The sequence below is a fragment of the uncultured Cardiobacterium sp. genome, from assembly GCF_938028185.1.
GTDB lineage: Bacteria > Pseudomonadota > Gammaproteobacteria > Cardiobacteriales > Cardiobacteriaceae > Cardiobacterium.
In genome coordinates, this window is record NZ_CALJAH010000094.1 from 1 (window position 1) to 2,697 (window position 2,697).

Annotated in this window: 3 protein-coding genes; all 3 read left to right on the forward strand. The window is 61.7% G+C overall.

From position 1 onward, the window contains the following. The first annotated feature begins 65 nt into the window (after positions 1-65). Positions 66-1,157 carry a hypothetical protein gene (locus Q0349_RS03150; protein ID WP_298079424.1) on the forward strand — a complete coding sequence of 364 codons (1,092 nt, stop codon included), beginning with the start codon at positions 66-68 and terminating at the stop codon, positions 1,155-1,157. Between the two features lie 101 nt (positions 1,158-1,258). Then, positions 1,259-1,837 (forward strand): DUF3275 family protein, encoded by a 579-nt coding sequence (locus tag Q0349_RS03155; protein WP_298079425.1) that lies wholly within the window; start codon positions 1,259-1,261, stop codon positions 1,835-1,837. Further along, positions 1,830-2,697 (forward strand): DUF6094 domain-containing protein (locus Q0349_RS03160; protein WP_298079426.1); only part of this gene is annotated, 868 nt, incomplete at its 3' end. The genes Q0349_RS03155 and Q0349_RS03160, both read left to right, overlap by 8 nt.

Sequence of the window (2,697 nt, forward strand, 5' to 3'; positions counted from 1 at the left end):
CGCAGGGGAAACTTCCCCTGCCTGGGGTTTGTTTCTCCTGCTTTTTTGTTATCAGGAGAACCCTCATGAACTTCATCCTCGACAAAACCGTCCCTTTCTTTCGCGCCAAAGACGACTACCCCTTCTGCGACCTGCTGTTGCGGGCAGGTGTACGCATCGCACAGCGCGAAGAATGCAGCGGTCATCATCTTTACCACCTCGCCTGGAACGGGCGCGCCTGGTTCCTCTGCATCCCGCACCAGCCACGCAGCAGCCACACACTGCTGCCGCTGCCGGGCAATGCAACCGCCGCCAAGGCGCAATACCACGCGCTTGCCGCCTGTCATGGCGGAGTAGATGCCGGTGCCAACTGGCAGGTGCATCCGGGTGTTAAATCCGGTGAGTACTGCGTTTATACCCGCGATCTGCATGGTGTGCATGCGCATCTGGTGCATATTGCCGCCGACGGACGTCCTGCGGGCATCACCCCGCAGCCTGTCGGCAATACGCTGGTCAACGCCCTCTGCCGTGAACAGGCGGTGGGCGAACTGCATTTCCCTGACGGACGTGCGCGCCTTTATCACCATAACGGCGCACATTACGCGCTGTTGCAGGATTTTGCCGACGGCAAATATCTGCGCGATGCAGCGCTGCTGCCGCCCGGCACCAATGCCGAAGTGGCATTCTTGGCCCAGGCCTTTGTCTGGGGCATACCGCTACCCGACGGCTGGAACGGCCGTCATCTGCACACGCGTTGCCTGCTGTTGCAGCGTGATGACGCGCCGCAGATTTACGCCGCCCGGCTGCACGATGGCCATGTCAGCGGTCTCGTCCTTTTGCCGGCAGCAGAAAGCGAAATCCGCCTCTCTGCCATCCTGCGCAGCGGACTGCTCGACCGCAGTCTGACGCGACATACCCTCGCTACCGTCCATGACGTGACGCTGTGCCAGTGGCTGCAAAGCCCGGCGTACAGCATCCGTTATGCCCTGCTCGGTTATGACGGTGCGCATTACGCCCTGGAAGCCTGGGGGGCGGAAGACATCCGTCTCTGCCGCTTGAGCGACAAAGCGGAATTTATCCCGCAGGTACTGCGCTGGCTCGGCGACTATCCCTGGTTCGGTGAACCGCAGGAGGTCATCCGCAGCTACGGCGTAGCTGAAATCCTGCATGCCGCCTGACCGCATACACCTATCCGGCTGAACCCTTCAGCCACCCACCCGCACGGGGAATCCTCCCCGTGGGGGATTCTCCGCCTTTCTGTTTTTTACGGAGATTCCCCATGACCTATACCGACCAAGAAGTTCCCGACGGCGCGGAAAGCGTCGCTCTCACTGGCATTCTCGAAATCAAGCAACTGAACGGCCGTTTCGGTCCGTTCCCGGTGGCCTGGCTCGACAGCCCGCTTGGACGCTTCCGCATCAACGATTCCTGGATTGAAACCCTCGATCCCGGCGAGTATCGCGGTACTTTTTATGCCTGGGAGCTCTCGCTCTACGGCTATCGCGCCTATGGCGAGCAGCGCACCTGCATTCTCGCCAAAATCGCCTGGTACAAACTGGACGACTACGCCGATGGCGGCACGCCGGAACCCCAATGGGAGACCGACCCGCTTGAAGAAGAAGCGGAGGTAGATCCCGAGTTCCGTCGTGAATCGCCACAGCCGGCTGACGGCGACCAGGATGAAGCCATCCTGCTGTTGCTGTCGTTCGACGGTGAATGGCAATACGGTGCCGACTACAAGATTGACACCACCCTGCCACGTACCGACATCATTGCCTGCCGCAACGCGCTGAAAGCGCTCGGTTACGCCATTGATGTCAAAACGCAGCGTTACCGCCTGGAGGTGCAGCATGGCTAAAACCCTGATGCACGGACGCGTCGCACAAAACTATGCGGCGATGGGCTACTACCCCACCGATGACGGCACCATGCGCGGCATCATCAACCTGCTCGCCCCCAGCGAGCAGGCACTGAAATTCCTCGATCCCTGCTGCGGCGAAGGCACGGCGCTGGCGCAACTGGCGTACCGCGACCGCTATCCCTTTGCCGAACGCTACGGCATTGAACTGGACGAAGGACGGGCAGCGACGGCAAAACCGAAGCTGACCGCGCTGCTGGAAGGCAGCGCGCTCTCGACGCACGTCACGCCGCAGTCGGCGGATGTGTTGTTTTTGAACCCACCCTATGCGCAAGCACTGCGCGGTAGCGACGGTGAAGACGAAGCGGCACGGCTGGAGCACCAGTTCCTCACCCGCTTTTTCCCGGCACTGCACGCCGGTGGCATCCTCATCTACATCATCCCGAAGACGAGCTTTGACCGCCGCTGGCAACGCTGGCTGCTCGCTCGCTTTACCGATCTCACCGTCTGGCAGGCGGCAACCGACCGCTTCAAGCAGATCGTCATCATCGGGCGTAAAAGTGCTGCGCCGCTCCAGGCGGACGCCAAGATGCTCGAAACCTTCGCCGCCTGGCAGGAGGGAAAAGCCCCTTGGCCAACCCTTCCGGCAACGCCACAGGCACGCTATGTCCTGACGGCGAACGACAACACCTTGCGCCTGCGCTCGGTAGACATTGACCCGGACGAGCTGGCAGCGGTGATTGCCGCATATGGCGGCCTGTGGCGTGACGCCCAGGCACATTTTGGCGGCAGCACGCCGCACACCATTCGCCCGCTGCACGAGCTCACCGACTGGCACACCAGCCTGCTCGTCTCCTCCG

Excerpts from the sequence above, each read along its gene's own strand:
- Q0349_RS03150 (WP_298079424.1), top strand. The coding sequence starts at position 66 with ATGAACTTCATCCTCGACAAAACCGTCCCTTTCTTTCGCGCCAAAGAC.
- Q0349_RS03155 (WP_298079425.1), top strand. The coding sequence starts at position 1,259 with ATGACCTATACCGACCAAGAAGTTCCCGACGGCGCGGAAAGCGTCGCT.